The 18315-nt window shown below is 59.2% G+C and carries 14 protein-coding genes; 10 read left to right on the top strand and 4 right to left on the bottom strand.

Features of this window, described 5'->3' with window-relative positions; genetic code table 11:
- Positions 1 to 55: 55 nt before the first annotated feature.
- Entirely contained in the window at positions 56 to 2302 is a 2247-nt protein-coding gene (locus QC823_RS00385) for a primosomal protein N' (RefSeq protein ID WP_309654377.1), read from the bottom strand.
- Between the two features lie 146 nt (positions 2303 to 2448).
- On the opposite strand from QC823_RS00385, the gene rpmE reads away from it, so the two are divergent.
- Both rpmE and QC823_RS00395 read left to right on the top strand, forming a co-directional pair.
- The gene (gene rpmE / locus QC823_RS00390; RefSeq protein WP_309654378.1) at positions 2449 to 2661 is read left to right on the top strand and encodes a 50S ribosomal protein L31; all 213 of its coding nucleotides are present in this window, start codon (positions 2449 to 2451) and stop codon (positions 2659 to 2661) included.
- 314 nt (positions 2662 to 2975) lie between these two features.
- Positions 2976 to 4247 (top strand): malic enzyme-like NAD(P)-binding protein, encoded by a 1272-nt coding sequence (locus tag QC823_RS00395; RefSeq protein WP_309654379.1) that lies wholly within the window; start codon positions 2976 to 2978, stop codon positions 4245 to 4247.
- Between the two features lie 138 nt (positions 4248 to 4385).
- Here the strand turns inward: QC823_RS00395 and QC823_RS00400 are convergent, their stop codons facing one another.
- Positions 4386 to 5219 carry an acyl-CoA thioesterase gene (locus tag QC823_RS00400; RefSeq protein ID WP_309654380.1) on the bottom strand — a complete coding sequence of 278 codons (834 nt, stop codon included), beginning with the start codon at positions 5217 to 5219 and terminating at the stop codon, positions 4386 to 4388.
- A gap of 76 nt (positions 5220 to 5295) precedes the next feature.
- On the opposite strand from QC823_RS00400, the gene tadA reads away from it, so the two are divergent.
- Positions 5296 to 5748, top strand: a complete 453-nt coding sequence (gene tadA / locus QC823_RS00405; RefSeq protein ID WP_309654381.1) for a tRNA adenosine(34) deaminase TadA — start codon at positions 5296 to 5298, stop codon at positions 5746 to 5748.
- Positions 5749 to 5750: 2 nt separating this feature from the next.
- Here tadA and QC823_RS00410 read toward each other — a convergent pair whose 3' ends face one another.
- Entirely contained in the window at positions 5751 to 7697 is a 1947-nt protein-coding gene (locus QC823_RS00410) for a sensor domain-containing diguanylate cyclase (protein WP_309654382.1), read from the bottom strand.
- A gap of 12 nt (positions 7698 to 7709) precedes the next feature.
- Positions 7710 to 9173 carry a membrane-bound lytic murein transglycosylase MltF gene (gene mltF / locus QC823_RS00415; RefSeq protein ID WP_309654383.1) on the bottom strand — a complete coding sequence of 488 codons (1464 nt, stop codon included), beginning with the start codon at positions 9171 to 9173 and terminating at the stop codon, positions 7710 to 7712.
- A 195-nt stretch (positions 9174 to 9368) separates the two neighbouring features.
- On the opposite strand from mltF, the gene purL reads away from it, so the two are divergent.
- The 7 genes from purL (at position 9369) to rluB (ending at position 18270) form a co-directional block, all read left to right on the top strand.
- Positions 9369 to 13346: a phosphoribosylformylglycinamidine synthase gene (gene purL, locus QC823_RS00420; RefSeq protein WP_309654384.1), complete on the top strand. Its 3978-nt coding sequence runs from the start codon at positions 9369 to 9371 to the stop codon at positions 13344 to 13346.
- A 5-nt stretch (positions 13347 to 13351) separates the two neighbouring features.
- Positions 13352 to 15160 carry a DNA repair helicase RadD gene (gene radD / locus QC823_RS00425; RefSeq protein WP_309654385.1) on the top strand — a complete coding sequence of 603 codons (1809 nt, stop codon included), beginning with the start codon at positions 13352 to 13354 and terminating at the stop codon, positions 15158 to 15160.
- A gap of 62 nt (positions 15161 to 15222) precedes the next feature.
- Positions 15223 to 15465, top strand: coding sequence for a DUF4160 domain-containing protein (locus QC823_RS00430; RefSeq protein ID WP_309654386.1), 243 nt, complete (start codon positions 15223 to 15225; stop codon positions 15463 to 15465).
- Positions 15449 to 15697: a DUF2442 domain-containing protein gene (locus QC823_RS00435; protein ID WP_309654387.1), complete on the top strand. Its 249-nt coding sequence runs from the start codon at positions 15449 to 15451 to the stop codon at positions 15695 to 15697. The genes QC823_RS00430 and QC823_RS00435 overlap by 17 nt, the downstream gene beginning before the upstream one ends.
- Before the next feature lie 2 nt (positions 15698 to 15699).
- Entirely contained in the window at positions 15700 to 16611 is a 912-nt protein-coding gene (locus QC823_RS00440; RefSeq protein ID WP_309654388.1) for a segregation and condensation protein A, read from the top strand.
- A complete protein-coding gene (gene scpB / locus QC823_RS00445) occupies positions 16608 to 17390 on the top strand; it encodes an SMC-Scp complex subunit ScpB (protein ID WP_309654389.1) in 783 nt (260 codons plus the stop codon). Before QC823_RS00440 ends, scpB begins: the two co-directional genes overlap by 4 nt.
- Positions 17374 to 18270: a 23S rRNA pseudouridine(2605) synthase RluB gene (gene rluB / locus QC823_RS00450; RefSeq protein WP_309654537.1), complete on the top strand. Its 897-nt coding sequence runs from the start codon at positions 17374 to 17376 to the stop codon at positions 18268 to 18270. Before scpB ends, rluB begins: the two co-directional genes overlap by 17 nt.
- The last annotated feature ends 45 nt before the right edge of the window (positions 18271 to 18315 follow it).

The following is an 18315-nucleotide window of genomic DNA, read 5'->3' on the forward strand; positions in this document are numbered from 1 at the left end:
GCGCATCGTAAAAAGCGTATTATCGGCGATTGGCGCCCACTTTCAAACCAGCGTGTCAGGTAAGGCTCTGTGGGTCGATGTCCAGCGACCAGCGCACACGGCGCGCGTCGCGGCTCAGTTCTAGCCATTGCACCAGTACGCTGGCGGCCTGGTGGAGCTGGCTGCGTTTGTTGGCGCTAAGGATGACGTGCAGGTGGTAGCGGTTCTGGCGTCGCTCCATGGGCGCCGGCACCGGGCCTAAACAGCGCACCGGGCTTTGCTGGGTGTAAATCCACTCGTGCAGGTAATGCGCGGCTTCTTGGGCCAGCGTCGTGGCGGCATCGACCTGCGGGCTTTCCACGCGCAACAACGCCATAAAGCTAAACGGCGGCAGCTGCGCGATGCGCCGTTCCTTGAGTAAATCACGCGCAAGCGCCCCGTAGCCGTGTTCGGCCAGTTGGGTAAGGTGCGGGTCGTCGGGGTGGAGCGTTTGCACCAGCACGCGGCCAGGGTCGGCGGCACGCCCAGCGCGCCCAGCGACTTGCTCTAAAAGCTGTGCGCTGTGCTCCAGGGCGCGAAAGTCGGCGGAATACAGGCCGCCATCGGCGTTGATCACCACCACCAGTGTGACATGGGGCAAGTGGTGGCCTTTGGCCAGCATTTGCGTGCCCACCAGAAGGCACGGCTCGCCGCGTTGAATTTCTTTGATGATCTGCTCGAAGCTGTCTTTGCGCCGGGTGCTATCGCGGTCGATGCGGTACACCGTGGTGTCGGGGAATAAGCCCTGCAGCGTCTCTTCGGTGCGCTCGGTGCCGGCGCCGAGCGCGCGCAGGTCGCCGCTGCCGCAGTCGGGGCATGCATCCGGTAGCGCACGACGGCTGTCACAGTGATGACAGGCTAACAGCGGCGGCTGGCGGTGTAGCGTCATGCGGGCATCGCACGCGCCACACTCGGCCATCCAGCCGCAGGCGTGGCAGGCAAGGGTGGGGGCAAAGCCGCGGCGATTGATAAAAATCAGCACCTGCTTGCCCGCTTTGAGCGTGTGTTTGATCGCGTTGATGGCGCTGGGTAATAGCCCGCCCTGGCGGCGCTGATGGCGCAGGTCGGTCAGTTCGAGTTTCGCCGGCGGGTGGCGGCTGGCGCGCTGGGTCAAATGTAGGTGGCGGTAAGTGCCGTCGAGCCCGCGCTGCAAACTCTCTAAAGAGGGCGTGGCGCTGCCTAGTACCACCGGGATTTGGTGATGATGGGCGCGGGCGACGGCGAGATCGCGGGCGTGGTAGCGCAGGCCGTCCTGCTGTTTGTAGGAGCCGTCGTGCTCTTCGTCGACGATAATCACGCCGGGGTTAGCCAGCGGGGTGAATATCGCCGAACGGGTGCCGATGATGATGAGCGCGCGACCGTTGGCGGCGGCTTCCCACACGTCAAGGCGTTCGGGGTCGGTGAGGCCTGAATGCAACGCGAGCACCGGCACGTTAAAGCGACGACGAAAGCGCGCCAGCGTTTGCGGCGTGAGGCCAATTTCCGGCACCAGCACCAGCGATTGTTTGCCCTTGGTGGCAACGGCTTCGATCAACTGCAAGTACACTTCGGTTTTGCCGCTGCCGGTGACGCCTTCGATCAGGCAGGGGTGAAAGTTCTCAAGCTTCTCGTGCAGCGCGGAAAGGACCGCGGCTTGCTCGCGATTAAGCGGCAGTGCGGGGGCAGCGAGTAAGTGCCCGCTGGGTGACGCGGGGGCCGTGAGCGTGATGTCGCGGGCTTCGATCAACCCTTTTTGCGCCAACCGGGTGAGCGTGTCGTGGTTGAAACCGTGGGCGCTAATCGCCCGCCCCGGAAGCCCGTGGGGGTGCTGCCCGAGCAGTGCCCAAAGCTCAGCCTGGCGCGTCGCGCGGCCAAACGCCGGCGCCGCAGGCGCGGTGGGTGAGCGCTGCCACAGGGTTTGCGTGCGCCCGGCCATGGGGTGCCCTTGGCGCAGCCGGGCGGGCATGGCATGGGCAAGCGTATCGCCCAAGCTGTGCTGGTAGTAGCGCGCGGTAAAACGGCACAGCCACAGCCAATCCGCCGGTAGCGGCGCGTCGTCGAGAGCCTCACTTACCGCGCGAAGCTGCGCTCGCGGAAGCTCGCTTTTCTCGGCGAGCGCTATCACCACGCCGATAACCTCGCGGCGCCCAAACGGCACCTGCACGCGCACGCCCGGCTGCCAACCGCAGGCCGGCGCCGACGGAGCGGGCAAGTAGTCAAACAGACGCCGCAGCGGAGAAGGAAGCGCCACGCGTAAAATAGGCGAGGTGTCAGACAACGTGTGTGGCGATAGCGTGCGTGGCAATTGGCCTCCGGCGTTAGGTTTGCTATAATATGCGGCCGTTTGAATCGAGGCGATTCGAGCGATTAACCGGTTAATCGTTTTTCAAAACCCGTATGCGGTGCCTGGCACGTGATCAGGTGGCGGCATACAGCTCAATGAGGTTCAAGATGAAACAAGGTATCCACCCAAAATACCACACGGTCACCGCCATTTGCTCGTGTGGCGCTGAGTTCCAAGTTGGCTCCACGTCCAACGAAGGCTTTAACTTGGACGTTTGCTCTAACTGCCACCCGTTCTACACCGGTAAGCAGAAGCAAGCGACCACCGGTGGCCGTGTCGAGCGCTTTAATAAGCGTTTTGGCGCTGCGATTAAGCGCTAAGCAACGTGTTTGTATCGCGCTCAGCTCCTTAAGAGCTGGCGCAAACCCTCAGTTTTGGCTGGGGGTTTTTTATGCGCGCTCGTAATTTTTGGAATAAATTTCCATAAATTTTACTCTCAACGCGACAAGGTGCGCGCTCTCGTGTTGGTTTTTTACATAAGTTTCAGTAAATAATGCCTAAATAACGTGAAAAAGAACGAAAAGCCGATTAAACGGCCGTTTTTTGTAGCCACGCGGCTCGCGCTTGAGGCGCCTTCCGTTTTTCTATATTCTGAAATCACGATTTAATTTCAACGCTAACTTGGACCCCGACCATGACGGATGCATTTAAGCAGGCTGCTTTGGATTATCACGCAAAACCCATCCCCGGCAAGCTCTCGGTTGAGCTGACCAAGCCGACCGCCACGGCGCGGGATCTGGCGTTGGCGTATAGTCCTGGCGTGGCGGAGCCCGTGCGAGAAATTGCCCGTGATGAAGAGAATGCCTACCGCTATACGGGTAAGGGCAACCTGGTGGCCGTGATTTCCGATGGCAGCGCCATTTTAGGGTTAGGGAATCTCGGCCCCATGGCCAGCAAGCCGGTGATGGAAGGGAAAGGTGTGCTGTTTAAGCGTTTTGCCGGCATTAATTCGGTAGATATCGAAGTGAATGCGGAAAGCCCGAAGGCGTTTATCGATACCGTGGCACGTATCGCCGATACTTGGGGCGGCATCAATCTTGAAGATATTAAAGCGCCGGAGTGCTTTGAGATCGAAAAAGCGCTCATCGAGCAGTGTAATATCCCCGTGTTTCACGATGATCAGCACGGCACCGCGATTGTGACCGCCGCCGGTATGCTCAACGCCTTGGACATTGCCGGCAAAGCAATTGAAGACGTGAAAATCGTCTGCATGGGCGCCGGTGCCGCGGCGATTGCCTGTATGCGCCTGCTGGTGGCCTGTGGTGCCAGCCAAGACAAACTCGTTATGCTCGACCGCCGTGGTGTTATCCATAAAAGCCGCGAAGGTATTAATGCGTACAAGGCCGAGTTTGCGCTGGATACCGATATGCGCACCTTGGATGACGCCATCGATGGCGCTGATGTGTTTGTCGGTCTCTCAGGTCCTGGGCTTCTTTCCGCGGATCAGGTGAAGAAGATGGCGGCGGATCCGATCATTTTTGCTTGCACTAACCCCGATCCGGAAATTCACCCAGATGTCGCCCGCGAAGCGCGCCCGGATGTGATCATGGCCACCGGTCGGTCGGACTTTCCTAATCAGGTCAACAATGTGTTGGGCTTCCCGTTTATCTTCCGCGGGGCGTTGGACGTGCGCGCGACGCGCATTAACGAGGCGATGAAAGTCGCGGCGGTACACGCGCTAAAAGATTTGGCCCGTGAACCGGTGCCGCAAGAGGTACTTGATGCCTACGCGTGTGACGAAATGCGCTTTGGGCGGGATTATATTATCCCGACGCCGGTGGATATTCGCCTGCTTGATCGCGTTTCGTCCGCGGTGGCGCAGGCCGCGGTCGAATCGGGTGTGGCGCGCAAGCCGTTCCCCTCGCATTATCCGTTGAAAAACGTCAACGAGGTTTACGGCGGTTAAGCGCCTAACGCCCCGAACGTGTCGTTTTTAGATACTGTTTTTAGACACTGACGCCCGCCGCGATGCGGGCGTCAGTGTTTTTAGTCAAATCGCTTTTAATTGAATCGTTTTTAACTGAATCGCCTTGAGCAAACCGCCTTAACGGATCGGTTCGTCGTGCAGGCGCATTAAGCCTTCCTGCGCCGTGGAGGCGATCAGCAACCCTTCGCGGTTATAGATGTGTCCGCGCGCGAGCCCGCGAGCGCCGCCGGCCCAAGGGGAATCGGTAGCGTAAAGCAGCCAATCATCCAGGCGGGCGTCGTTATGTAGCCACAGGGCGTGATCGAGGCTGGCAATGCGCAGCTTGGGGTCGGTGTATTCCACGCCTCGGGGTAAAAGTCCGGTCGTGAGTAAGTTGAAATCCGACGCGTAAGAGAGCAGGTGACGGTGCAGCGCTGCGTCATCAGGAAGCGCTCCACCGGCGAAGCGAAACCACAGGCAACGTTCGGCGGGTAGGTGGCCGTCAAGTTTGCCGGGTAGGTAGAGAAACTCGCTCGGGTGGCCCTTAAAGCGCGAATGGTGTGCTTTACCGTTTGCCAGAAGCGTCTCTGGCGTGGGGACATCCGGCATCTGGCATTGATGCGTAATCGGGTTGGGTTCAGGCGTGTGGAAAGAGGCACTGCAAAAAAAGATGGGCCGCCCTTTTTGAATCGCGGTGACCCGGCGGGTGGTAAAGTTTCCGCCGTCGCGCACGGTGTCTACCTGGTAGACCACAGGGCGGTGGGGGTCGCCAGGGCGTAAAAAGTAACCATGTTGTGAGTGCGGTCGGCGCTCGCCGGGCACGGTGCTGGAAGCGGCCGCGAGCGCTTGTCCGAGGACTTGGCCACCGTAGAGTTGGGGGAAGCCTAAATCTTGGCTCTGGCCGCGAAACAGCGTCTCTTCTAGCGGCTCTAGGTTGAGCAGGTCAACAAGCTGGTTCAGTGCGTCGGTCATAAAAAGCGGGTTCCTTGAACGGTATCCTTATCGCTATCATACGGGCGTTTGGCCTACCATAACGGAGTTTGCCACCATGCGCAGCGATGAATTTTACATGCACCGGGCGCTTGATCAGGCGCACTTGGCTTTTACGGCCGGTGAAGTGCCGGTGGGGGCCGTGGTCGTGGCGCCCGAGGGTGATGTGATTGCTGCGGCTTACAATGCCCCAGTGGCCGGTTGCGATCCCAGCGCTCATGCGGAAATTCTCGCCCTACGCCGCGCCGGTGAGAAAACGCGCAACTACCGGCTGGATGGCTGTACGCTGTTTGTGACGCTGGAGCCGTGCATGATGTGCGCAGGCGCCATCGTGCACGCCCGCATCGCCCGGCTGGTTTACGCCGCCCCCGAGCCGCGCACGGGCATGGTGGAGTCAAAAGCCAATTTGCTCGCTCAGCCGTGGTTTAATCACCATGTGGCGGTGACCAGTGGCGTGCTGAAAGCCCCCGCAAAGCAGCTGCTGAAAACGTTTTTTGCCGAGCGCCGCTAAGGTTATTGGGTCTTGGCGCTTTGTACGCAGTTGCGCCCTTGCTCTTTGGCGCGGTAAAGCGCCTCGTCAGCGGCCTGCATCAAGTGCGTCATGTCGACCTCACCTTGCGTATGAGTGACAACCCCTGCGCTTAGCGTCAACGGTGTGTCGTCAGCGTGGGTAAGGGAAAGCGCCATCACTTGACGTCGTAGCTGCTCGGCAATCGCCAAGGCGTGTTGATGATCCGCTGCGGGCAGCCAGGCGACAAATTCCTCACCGCCATAGCGGGCAAAGAGGCCGCCATGCTGCGCCATGAGGGTGGCGCCGAGTTTGGCGGTGGCTTCTAGATAGTCATCGCCCACCAAGTGGCCAAGCTGGTCGTTGATGCGTTTGAAGTGGTCAATATCACAAAGGATCAAGCTCAGCGGAAGTGAGTGAGTGAGCTTGCTAGCCTGCGCTAAGAAGTGACGGCGATTGGCGATGCCGGTGAGTTCGTCGTGGCTTGCGAGCCATTCAACCTCTTTTTGTAGTTCGCTACGTTTTTCGATCTCAAGCTGCAGCATGCGGTTACTAAAGCGCATGGCGCGGTGTTGCTCACCCAGGCGCTTAAAGGTGTAGCGCACAAGATAAAGCAAATACGCCAACATGAGCCCAAGAATCAGCCCGATAGAAGGCAAGCGCGGCATTTGGCTTAGCAGGTAATCGCGGCTGGGCTGGCGGGTGAGTGTCAGAGGCGCTTGGCCAAGGGTGAGTGTGAAGTGGTGTTGCCAAGGGCCGGGGTCGGTCGACGTGCCAAAGCGCGCCAGTACACTGCCGCTATCGTGCCAGCGTAGCGTTGCATGCTCTGGGGTGAGAGAGGCAAATAAAATATCGGCCAGCATCGGGATACTCACCGCCATCGCGGCCGCACCGACCGGGGTTTGATCGGCGGTTTTAATCGGCCAGTAATAAATGATCCCAGGGCCGCCCTGTAATAGCTCGACAAGCCCTGTGCTGTTTGCGCTTTTTCCTTCTAGCACGGGGGCTAACGCTTGTCTGCCACTCGGTTGCGCCTCAAACAGCCGTTGCCCTTGGATATTACGGTTGAGCAACGTAGGGGGATAAACGTGGGTCACTTGGCTGTCGGTCGCGATAAAGGCGATATTCAGAAAATAGCGAAAATCGGTGTGGTAATCCGCCGCTTGACGCGCCCATTGCGGCGCGCTGGGGACGTCATCAAGCAGCTGCCAAAAATGAGAAAAACGCCGCATGGCTTGGCGGTGTGCTTGGATATCGGATTGTAGCCGGGTGATTAAGGCGTCTCCTTCGGCGTGAGTGCGTTGATAAAGCGCCGATTCCATATGGCGTTGCTGCTGTTGCCATAGCAGTAACGCCAATAGCATTAGGATCGTCGCGGGCCATAAAGCGCCTGCAACGTAGCGTTTATCGCGCCAGTGTGGCCAGACAAGCGCAATGTGGGTGGCGATTAGCAAAGCCAGCGCTAAAAGGGTGCCGCTGCTGGCATTGTAGTGAAGCAGGGTAGGCGGGTCGTGACCGATTAGCCGGTCGATGAACTGGGTGCAGAGCAACAGTAGCGCGGCCGCTAAAAGTAGGGGCGCTCCAAGGCGGGCACGCTGGCGCAGCAGCAAGCTAAGGGCGAGCAGGGCAAGCGTGAGCGTTACCAAAAGCGGCGCGCGCCATGTTTCCAGCCGACTGTGGGCGAAAATGCCGTTTGCCCAGGCTTGCCATTGCGCCGTGCTGATCCATCCTTCCGGCGTGATGTAGCTGACAAGGCCAGGTAGCAGCAGCGCCAATGTGAGCGCGGCGAGACTGCGCGCCAAAACATCACGCTGGGCAAATGTCGCCCACAGCGCAAGTATCGAGGTGAATAAGGTAATGGTACTGAGGCTAAGTGAGTAAGCTAACCCAACGGCCGCCGCTGCGCTGGTCAATAGCAGTAACCATGTAGCAAGGCGGGTGGGTAAATACATGAGGCTCTCGGGTTAATCAAGCGGCGGAACATACTCAAAGAGTAACAAAGATGGATCGTTGACCGGGGTTTGCTCAAGTTGAAAGAACTGCCGCCGGCTACGTTCCACGTATTCAATCATTTCATAGTAGCGACGGATATTACGCACATAGATCACAGGCTCACCACCGCGGGCATAGCCGTGACGCGTTTGGCTATGCCACTCACGGTGTTGCAAAAGCGGAAGTGCTTCTCGCACATCTGCCCAGCTATTTGGGTCGCCGCTGCGCATTTCGGTAATTTTACGCGCGTCGTACAGGTGCCCCAGGCCGACGTTATAGGACGCCATGGCCATGTATAAGCGGTCATCGCCGGTAATATTCTCGGGAAGTCGGTCGTAAACGCTGCGCAGATAGCGTGCGCCGCCGTCGATGCTCTGTGCTGGGTCGCGGCGGTTTTCGATCCCCATCTCTTTGGCCGTAGGGTGCGTGAGCATCATTAAGCCGCGCACGCCGGTTGGGGACACCGCATCCGGGTCCCAGTGTGACTCCTGATAGCCAAGGGCCGCCAGCAGCTTCCAGTCAAAACCGGTCTCGCGGGCAGCTTGTTTGAACAGCTCCTTATAGCGCGGCAGGCGTGAATCGAGGTGTGCTAAAAACGTGCGAGTGCCGACGTACTCTAAATAGTCATCGTGGCCGAAGTAGCGCGCGGTGAGGTTGTCGAGCGTGCCGCTTGCCTGTAAGTCTTGAAGGAAGCGATTGGCGGCCTGCAGAAAGCCAAGCCCCCGCCCGCTGGGTACCGCCCACGCCATGGAAATGGGTTCGCCAATGAAAAAACCCCGCTCAACGTTGGGGAAAAATAACCGGTTGAGACGAAACTGGTGATCATAGATCACCGCCGCATCGAGGCTTTCGTTTTCGATTTGCGCCATGAGCTCGGCCACTTCAAGCTCGTTGGATTCTTTCCAGCTCAACTCAGGGTACTCGGCCTGTAGCTCGCGTAGATTGGTCGACGTGCCCGAAGCGCTTAATGCACCAATTTCCAAGCCGATCAAGTCGGCCGGTCCATTGATGCCGTGAAGTCCGCGGCGATAGACCAAAAGCGGCTGCATTTCGATAATGGGTCGAGTGAAATGAATGCCCGGTGTGTCGGGCGCAAGCGGCAGTCCCGCCGCGCCAAGGTCGCCTTTATCCCGCACGGCAGGCAGCACGCTGTCCACATGGTGGCTCGCGTCGAGGTTCAGGCTCACCCCCAAATAATCGGCAAAACGGCGCATCAGCTCGTACTCAAACCCCGTGGGACCGCGGCGTCCCTCGTAGTAGGTCGTGGGTGAGGTACGGGTGTGCACCGTCATAAAATCCCGGCTTTGGATTTGCTGTAAATGCTCGCCGGGTGGGGTGAGCGAAAGGGTTGGCACCATTACCAGTAATACGACGGTAATCAGCGCGTAGTAGAAGCTGGACTGAGCCGAAAAATGGCGGTAAATCAGCGTTGTCATGGCATCTTATCGGCATTGGACATAGCGTCACGATACCCAGGCCAAGCCGTGCTGTCATCTTGTCGATTTCGTGTGTTCCCCGCTTTCCAGTATCATAGGTGTAACGAGTGACATAAAAGAGGGCCGATCTGCGGCCTGGTGATTTCCTGCTTGAACGTTACCCAGAACCTTTTCCTGCTTTAGAGGCTCCCAGATATGCTCGAACTGCGAGGCGCGCGCGCCCTATCTGCTTTCCGTTATGCTCGGTTACTGGAAACGCTGCGTGAACGTGTGCCTGAGGTTGAGGCGTTCACAGCGGAGTACGTCCACTTCATTGACCACCAGGGGGAACTCGCCGAATCTGCTCGCGAGCGTTTGGTACAGCTTCTGGACTATTCCAAGGACTATTCCAAGGACTATTCCAAGGACGGCGCCACACACAGCAGCGAGCCGGGTGATCCGCTTCAGGGCGCGCAGCGCTTTCTGGTGGTGCCGCGCATCGGCACGCAATCGCCCTGGTCATCGAAAGCGACCGATATCGCCCATAACTGTGGCGTGAGCGATGTAGTGCGCATTGAGCGCGGTATCGATTACCGTATCGCGTTCAGCTCGCCGCCGAATGAAGACGAATTCAACGCCTTGGTAGCGCTTTTGCACGACCGCATGACGGAAACCGTGCTGTTTGACGCCTCCGATGCCGCTAAGCTCTTTGCCCATCACGCGCCGGCGCCGCTGGGCCGGGTAGAGGTGCTGGAAGGTGGCCGTGAGGCGCTGGCAACGGCCAATCGTGAATTGGGCCTAGCGCTCGCCGATGACGAAATCGACTATTTGGTGGAGGCGTTCATTGAGCTTGATCGCAACCCCACCGATGTCGAGTTGATGATGTTCGCTCAGGCCAACTCCGAGCACTGCCGGCATAAGATATTCAACGCCGATTGGGTGATTGATGGCGAAGCGCAGAGCCACTCGCTGTTTAAAATGATCAAAAATACGTTTGCGTCATCGCCAGACAACGTCCTCTCGGCTTACAGCGACAATGCCGCGGTGATCAAAGGCTCTTACGCGGGGCGCTTTTTCCCCACCTCGCTAACCGGCGCTGATGATGAGCGTGCGCTTTACAGCACCCATCAAGAGCCAATCCATATCCTGATGAAGGTGGAAACCCACAACCACCCCACGGCGATTGCGCCGTTCCCTGGCGCTGCGACCGGCGCCGGTGGTGAGATTCGCGATGAAGGCGCCACCGGCATCGGCGGCAAACCCAAAGCGGGGCTTTCGGGCTTTACTGTCTCCAACTTGCGTATTCCTGAGTTTGTTCAGCCGTGGGAAGCGTTTGATTACGGCAAGCCCGAGCGCATGCAGTCGGCATTGCAGATCATGCTCGACGGCCCGATTGGCGGCGCGGCGTTTAATAACGAATTTGGCCGCCCCAACCTCACCGGCTACTTCCGTACCTATGAGCAGGAATCGCTCAACGATGGCGGCATTGAGCGGCGCGGCTACCATAAGCCCATTATGCTCGCCGGCGGCTACGGCAATATTCGCGCTCATCACGTGCAGAAGGGCGATATTCCCGTGGGCGGCAAGCTGATTGTGATGGGCGGTCCGGCCATGCTGATTGGCCTTGGCGGCGGTGCGGCCTCTAGCATGGCATCTGGCACCTCCAGCGCCGACCTTGATTTTGCCTCGGTGCAGCGGGAGAACCCCGAAATCGAGCGTCGCGCCCAAGAAGTCATCGACCGCTGCTGGGCGCTGGGGGAGCAAAATCCCATTCGTTTTATCCATGACGTGGGCGCGGGCGGGCTTTCTAACGCCTTGCCAGAGTTGGTGAAAGACGGCGGCCGCGGCGGTTTGTTTGACATTCGCGCGGTGCCCAACGCTGAGCCGGGCATGAGCCCGCTGGAAATTTGGTGTAACGAAGCGCAAGAGCGCTACGTGCTCGCCGTGGCACCGGAAGATATCGACACTTTTGACGCCCTTTGCCAACGCGAGCGTTGCCCTTACGCGGTGGTGGGCGAGGCGAGCGAGGCGCACCATCTGGAAGTCCGCGACGGCCATTTCGACAGCCAGCCGGTGGATCTGCCGATGAGCGTGCTGTTCGGTAAACCGCCGAAAATGCAGCGCGAATTCAGCCGCCAAACGCCTGAACTTTCCGGCATGATGCTGGATAACCTAGACCTGCGCGAAGCGATGGACCGCGTGTTGCGTCTGCCCACGGTCGCCTCTAAAAGCTTTTTGATCACCATTGGCGATCGCTCGATTACTGGCCAAGTGGCGCGCGACCAGATGGTCGGCCCGTGGCAGGTGCCGGTGGCCGATGTGGCGGTGACCACGGCAAGCTTTGACACCCACGCGGGTGAGGCGATGGCGATGGGCGAGCGCCCCCCTGTGGCGCTGATTAACCCGGCCGCGAGCGCGCGTCTCGCGGTGGCGGAGGCGATTACCAACCTCGCCGCCGCGCCGATTGCCAAGCTCAGCGATATCAAGCTCTCCGCCAACTGGATGAGCGCCGCTGACCACCCCGGCGAAAACCAAGCGCTTTACGACGCCGTGCACGCCGTGGGGATGGAGCTGTGCCCGGCGCTGGGCATTGCCATCCCGGTGGGCAAGGATTCGATGTCGATGCGCACCGCCTGGCAGGCCGAAAATGCCAAAGGGAAGCTTGAGGAGAAAAGCGTTACTTCGCCGCTTTCGCTGGTGGTGACCGGCTTTGCCCCGGTCACCGATGCCATGGCCACGCTCACCCCCCAAATCAACTTGGATCAGGAAGAATCCGACCTGATCCTGATCGATTTGGGCAATGGCCAAAACCGCATCGGCGGCTCGGCCTTGGCGCAGGTCTACGGCCAAGTCGGTAACGAATGCCCGGACGTTGATGACCCGGAAGATATCAAAGCGTTTTTCGAGGTGATTCAAGGCTTAAACCGCGACGGCAAGCTGCTCGCCTACCACGACCGCAGCGACGGCGGCCTCCTGGTGACGCTGCTGGAGATGGCCTTTGCCTCCCACGCGGGCCTTGAAATCAAGCTCGACTGGCTGATCGACGAGCCAGTCGACGCCTTCAATGCGCTGTTCTCGGAAGAGCTTGGCGCGGTGATTCAGGTCAATCGCGCCGACACCGAAGCGGCACTGACGCAGTTCGCCATGGCGGGGATTGAAACCTGCGGCGTCATTGCCCGCCCGCGTTACGATGATCAGGTACGCGTGACGCTGTTTGAAGAGCCGCTTCTGGAAACCACTCGCCAACTCACCCAGCGCACTTGGTCGGAAACTAGCTACCGTATGCAGGCGCTGCGCGATAATCCCGAGTGCGCCAAAAACGAGTTCGATAATCTGCTGGATGTCCGCGACCCTGGCCTCACTGCTTCGCCGACTTTTGATGTTGAGGACGACATCACCGCGCCGTTCGTCAATACCGCCAAACCGGCGATGGCGGTGCTGCGCGAGCAGGGCGTTAATGGCCAAGTGGAGATGGCCTGGGCATTCGACAAAGCGGGTTTTGATGCCGTTGACGTACACATGAGCGATATCCTCGAAGGCCGCGTGTCGCTGGACGAGTTCAAAGGCTTGGTGGCCTGCGGCGGCTTCTCCTACGGTGATGTGCTCGGTGCCGGCGGCGGCTGGGCGAAGTCGGTGCTGTTTAACGAGCGTGCCCGTGAGCAGTTCGCCAACTTCTTCCAACGCGACGACAGTTTCTCTCTTGGGGTATGTAACGGCTGCCAAATGCTTTCACAGCTCAAAACACTGATCCCCGGTGCCGAGCAGTGGCCCGAATTCATGCGTAACGAGTCCGAACAGTTTGAAGCGCGGATGGCGATGGTGCGCGTGGAGCAGAGCCCGTCAATTCTTCTTGCCGGCATGGAAGGCTCTCAACTGCCCATCGCAGTCGCCCACGGCGAAGGCCGCGCCGCGTTCCGCGATAGCGCCCATCTGCGTACCATGCAATCAAGCCAGCAAGTGGCGCTGCGCTACGTCGACAACTACGGCCAAGCCACAACGCGCTACCCGGCCAACCCCAACGGCTCGCCTTCAGGCATTACCGGCCTAACCACACCCGATGGTCGCGTCACCATCATGATGCCGCACCCTGAGCGCGTGGCCCGCGCGGTCACCAATTCTTGGCGGCCTGGCGAGTGGACCCAAGACGGCGCCTGGCTTCGGCTGTTCCGCAACGCCCGCGTCTGGTTGGGGTAAGCGTAATGCCTGTCAGCTACGCACAAAAGGCGGCCTCCGGGTCGCCTTTATCGTCACCGCCACCCCTGCTGCGTCCCTATCAGCAAGAGGCGGTCAAACGCGTGGTGGCGCATTTTCGCCAATCGAGTGAGCCGGCGGTGGTGGTATTGCCCACCGGGAGCGGAAAATCGTTGGTGATTGCCGAGCTTGCTCGCCTAGCGAAGGGGCGGGTGCTGGTGCTCGCCCATGTGCGCGAGCTGGTGGAGCAGAACCACGCTAAGTTTGAGGCGTACGGCTTAAAAGCCGATATCTTTAGCGCCGGGCTAAAGCGCAAAGAGGCCGCGCGCCAAGTGGTGTTTGGCTCGGTGCAGTCGGTAGTGCGTAACTTGGCAAGCTTTAATGATGCTGGCTTTACCTTGTTGGTGATTGATGAATGTCACCGTGTCTCGTTGGATGACAACGCCAGTTACCGCCAAGTGATCGATCATCTGCGCGCTCAGAACCCCACGCTTAAGATTTTGGGGCTGACCGCCACGCCCTTCCGGCTGGGGCAGGGGTTTATCTACCATCGCCACTACCACGGCATGGTGCGCGGAGACGACGACGCGTTCTTCCGCGATTGCGTGTTTGAACAGCCGCTGAGGTTAATGGTTAAGCAGGGTTATCTCACCAAACCCGAACGGCGCGATATGGCGGTGGCACACTACGATTTCTCGGCGTTGGCGCCGGGCAGCCACGGCGCTTTCCGCGAGGAAGATTTAAACCGCGTGGTCGCGGGTAACCGTGCTACGCCGCAGATTATCGCGGATATGATTGCGCATGCGCGTGAGCGAGAAGGGGTGATGATTTTTGCCGCGACGGTTGCCCATGCCGACGAGATCATGGGCTATCTGCCCAGTGAGCAGGCGGCGCTAATCACCGGAGAAACGGCGTCTGAGACGCGCACGCGCTTGATTGACGCATTTAAAGCGCGAGAGCTTAAATACCTGGTTAACGTCGCGGTGCTAACCACCGGGTTCGATGTGCCGCATGTGGATTTGATTGCCATACTGCGGCCCACCGAGTCGGTGAGTCTCTACCAGCAGATCGTCGGGCGGGGCTTGCGTCTCTCCCCAGGGAAAGACGATTGCCTGGTGCTGGATTACGCCGGTAACCCTTGGGATCTTTATGCGCCAGAGGTGGGCGAGCCTAAACCCGATAGCGACAGCGAGCCGGTGCAAGTGCCATGCCCCGCCTGCGGGCACGCCAATCTGTTCTGGGGCAAACGCGACGGCGAACTCGTGCTTGAGCATTTTGGCCGCCGCTGTCAGGGGTTGATCGAAGGCGATAGCGGCCAACAAACACAGTGCGAGTTTCGCTTTCGTTTTAAAGTGTGCAGCGACTGCGGCGCGGAAAACGACATCGCCGCGCGGCGCTGCCACGGCTGCCAGCAGCTTTTGGTGGACGCTGACGATAAGCTCAAAGACGCCTTGAAGCTGAAAGATGCCCGGGTGCTAAGGGTGAGCGGCATGCAGCTAGAGGCCACCGCCAACGGACGGGGGTTGTCGCGCTTGAAAGTGACGTATTTCGATGAGGATGGCACCACCCTCGCCGAGTGGTTTGCGCTGGAAACCTCCGCCCAACGGCGCGCCTTCTACGCTGCCTTTCTACGCGATCATCTGCGCGCACCGGGAGCTTCGTGGCAACCGACGTCACCCGAGGCGGTCATCGCCGAGCAGCGCCGTTTACGCCACCCTGATTTTGTTGTGGGGCGTAAGGTCGGGCGGCATTTTCAAATCCGCGATAAGCTGTTTGACTACCAAGGGCGGTTTCGCAAAGCTGCGGAGGCAAGGTAGCATTGCCGGTAGTTTTTAATCACCTTCGTTTCACTTCATAACCGTACTGCAGGGAGTGCACCATGCCAGTGGTTCTGCGCTTGCAAGGATTCAAGTTCTTTTTTTATTCAAACGAAGGTGATCCCTTGGAGCCTGCTCATATCCATGTGTTTAAAGCAGGCTCTGAGGCAAAGTTCTGGCTGTTACCTGAAGTACAGCTGGCACAAAATGATGGGTTTGATGCCAAAGAGCTACGTAACATTAGCATCATGGTAGTGCAGTACCGTAACCAACTTGAGGCCGCCTGGCATGACTACTTCTCCTAAAAGCGTGACGTTCGATGACGATAATTTTTGGGTGGCGCTAAGTGATGGGCGAACCCTTGGGGTGCCTCTTGCCTGGTATCCGAGGTTGCTGAATGCAACGCTAGAGCAGCGAATGAATTACGAGCTGAGCGCCCGAGGAATTCATTGGGATCAGCTGGATGAAGACGTTGCCATTGATGGTTTGTTGGCGGGGCGAGGTGATATGACGCGCCATCGACAAACCGTTGCTTAAGCGTGAGCGAGACGCCTGAGATCAGTGAACCGATAGCCGAGGGCGACGCCGCTGTAACACAAGTCGTCGCGCGGCTGTTTGACGAGCCTATTACAAAGCTGCCGGAGGATTTGTATATTCCGCCGGAAGCGCTGCGGGTGTTTCTGGAGGCCTTTGAAGGGCCGTTGGATCTGCTGCTGTACCTCATTCGGCGCCAAAACTTGGATATCCTTAACATTAACGTCGCCGCTATTACCCATCAGTACATCGAATACGTCGAGCTGATGAAGGCGATGGAAATTGAGCTGGCCGGTGAGTACCTGTTGATGGCGGCGATGCTCGCGGAGATCAAATCGCGCACGCTGCTGCCGCGCCCGCCCAAGGAGGCGAGCGACGACGAGGAAGACCCGCGCGCTGAGCTGATTCGCCGCTTGCAGGAGTACGAACGCCTCAAAGAGGCGGCGGAATCGCTCGATACGCTGCCGCGCATGGGGCGTGACTGGTTCAGCGTGCAAGCGGGGCTGCCGCCATTGGAATCGCGCATCGTTCATCCCGAGGTCGAGCTGGACGAACTTCTTGGCGCACTCGCCGGGCTTCTCAAACGCGCCGAGCTGACCCAAACGCACCATATTAGCCGCGAAGTGCTCTCCACCCGTGAGCGGATGCTGGCGATCATGGATCAACTGCAGCGCGCCCCCCACCGCTATACGCCCTTTGAAGCGCTTTTTACCTTAGAAGAAGGCCGCGCTGGGGTGGTGGTCACGTTCATGGCCATTTTGGAGTTGGCCAAAGAGGCGATGATCGACATTGTACAAAACGCCCCGCTTTCGCCCATTCACGTACGAGTGCGACAAGTGGCGCCAGAAGGTCCAATCGAGGTGATAGAGGGCGGTGGAAGAAGTGCTGATGAAAGCCCGTTTGAGGACGTAACATGAGCGATAACGGGGCAACGACCTTAGACGATATTCTTGAAGCGGGGCTGCTCGCCGCCGGTGAGCCGCTAGCGCTTGAGCGGCTGGAAACGCTGTTTCGGGATGCCGAATGCCCGCCGCGAAGCGATATCAAACAGTCCCTTTTACGCCTGGAACGCCGCCACGCTAACGGCGCGTTAGAGCTTATTGAGACAGTCTCGGGCTATCAGCTGCGCATTCGCCCGCGGTTGTCGCCCTGGGTGTCGCGGCTGTGGGACGAGCGCCCGCAGCGCTACTCACGGGCACTATTAGAAACGCTGGCGCTGATTGCCTACCGCCAGCCGGTGACCCGTGGCGATATCGAAGAAGTGCGCGGGGTGAGCGTGTCGAGCTCGATTGTACGCACGCTGATGGAGCGCGGCTGGATTCGCGTGGTGGGGCATCGTGATGTGCCAGGGCGCCCGGCGGTTTACGCGACCACGCGCGGCTTTTTAGACGACTTCGGCCTGAAAACCTTGGACGCGCTGCCGCCTATGCACGCGCTTACCGCAGCGGCGACGGCGGATGACGAAAGCCCTGACACCAGCGCGGCTGAATTCCCCCTAGACGCCGACGATAAAACGGGGCAGGATGCGCCCCTTGAGACGGTCGAGAAGGCCGATCCACACGCCGAGACGGCGTTAAACTCGCCGCTGAGCTTTGCCGATTTGGAAGCACGGCTAGCGGCACGTGCGCAGCGCGGCAACGAGCCCGAACGCACGTCGACAGAAGAGAAGCCAGATGAGCATGAATCAGGAAAGTAACACCTCCCCCGTCACCAGCGAAAAGCTGCAAAAAGTCCTCGCGCGCGCCGGGTTCGGCTCGCGCCGAGAGATGGAAAAAGCCATCGCCGATGGCCGGGTACGGGTGAATAATCAGGTCGCGACACTAGGCGATCGCGTTGAGCTGCGTGACAAGGTCACCTTTGATGAGCGCCCGGTGACATTGCGGACTGAAGAAGAAACGCCGCGCCGCGTGATCATGTACAACAAGCCCGAAGGCGAGCTGTGCACGCGTAAAGACCCGGAAGGGCGTCGCACCGTGTTCGACCGCCTGCCGCGCTTGAAAGGCGAGCGTTGGATTGCCATTGGCCGGCTGGATATCAACACCAGTGGCCTATTGCTCTTTACCACCGACGGTGAGCTGGCCAACCAGCTGATGCATCCCTCCACCCAGGTCGAGCGCGAATACGCTGTGCGGGTGATGGGTGATGTGAAAAAAGAGCACCTCGTCGCCATGGTCGACGGGGTCATGCTGGAAGACGGCCCTGCGCGCTTTACTGATGTGCAGGAGTTCGGCGGCGAAGGGATTAACACTTGGTTTCACGTGGTGATTCTAGAGGGCCGCAACCGCGAGGTGCGCCGGCTGTGGGAGTCGCAAGGGCTGACGGTGAGCCGCTTGAAGCGTGTGCGCTACGGCAACATCTTCCTTGATAAACGCGCCAAAGCGGGTGAATGGGTCGAGCTTTCGCAAGACGAAGTCGACGATATGGCCACCCTTGCCGGTTTGGAGTCACGCAAAGTGCCGGAATTGACCCCGGACGAGAAAAACCGCTGGAGTCGCGATAAGAATAAGCGTCGCCCGGTTCAGGCCATGCGCAAACCCGGTATGCCTAAAGCGACGCATAAAAATAAGCGTCGATAAGCGATAAAATAGAGAGAAAGGCGAAAAAAGCTTGCGGATGCCAAG

The organism is Vreelandella vilamensis (genome assembly GCF_031451755.1).
In the GTDB taxonomy this organism is placed as follows: Bacteria; Pseudomonadota; Gammaproteobacteria; order Pseudomonadales; family Halomonadaceae; genus Vreelandella; species Vreelandella vilamensis.